This window comes from Tsukamurella conjunctivitidis, assembly GCF_007858475.1.
GTDB lineage: Bacteria > Actinomycetota > Actinomycetes > Mycobacteriales > Mycobacteriaceae > Tsukamurella > Tsukamurella conjunctivitidis.
This window is the reverse complement of sequence record NZ_VIGX01000161.1, coordinates 1-612: the sequence shown is the minus strand read 5'-3', so window position 1 is coordinate 612 and position 612 is coordinate 1. Positions and strand designations below refer to the sequence as shown.

1 protein-coding gene is annotated in these 612 nt (G+C 68.0%); it reads right to left on the bottom strand.

The window, feature by feature from the left end:
- On the bottom strand, window positions 1-612 hold a 612-nt coding region (locus FK530_RS24845), incomplete at both ends, for an RNA polymerDNA-directed RNA polymerase subunit B (RefSeq protein WP_500487574.1).

Below are 612 nucleotides of genomic sequence, written 5' to 3'. Positions count from 1 at the left end.
CCAGGAAGGGGATGAAGGCGGTTGCCACCGACACCATCTGGCGAGCGGAGACGTCCATGTAGTCCACGCGGGCGCGCGGGATCTCCGTGGGGTCGTCGCCGGCGACCCGGCACAGGACCTGCTCCTGGGCGAAGGTGCCGTCGGCGTTGAGCGGGGAGGAGGCCTGGGCGATGAAGTGCCCGATCTCGTCATCCGCAGTCAGGTAGCGGACCTCGTCGGTGACGTGCCCGTCCTTGACGATCCGGTAGGGCGTCTCGATGAAGCCGAAGGGGTTGATGCGCGCGAAGGTCGCCAGGGATCCGATCAGGCCGATGTTGGGGCCTTCAGGGGTCTCGATGGGGCACATGCGCCCGTAGTGGGAGGGGTGGACGTCACGGACCTCCATACCAGCGCGGTCTCGCGAGAGGCCACCGGGGCCCAGCGCCGAGAGGCGGCGCTTGTGGGTGAGCCCGGAGAGCGGGTTGTTCTGGTCCATGAACTGCGAGAGCTGCGAGGTGCCGAAGAACTCCTTGATCGCGGCCACGACGGGGCGGATGTTGATCAGGCTCTGGGGCGTGATCGACTCGGCCTCCTGGGTGGTCATGCGCTCACGCACGGTGCGCTCCATGCGGG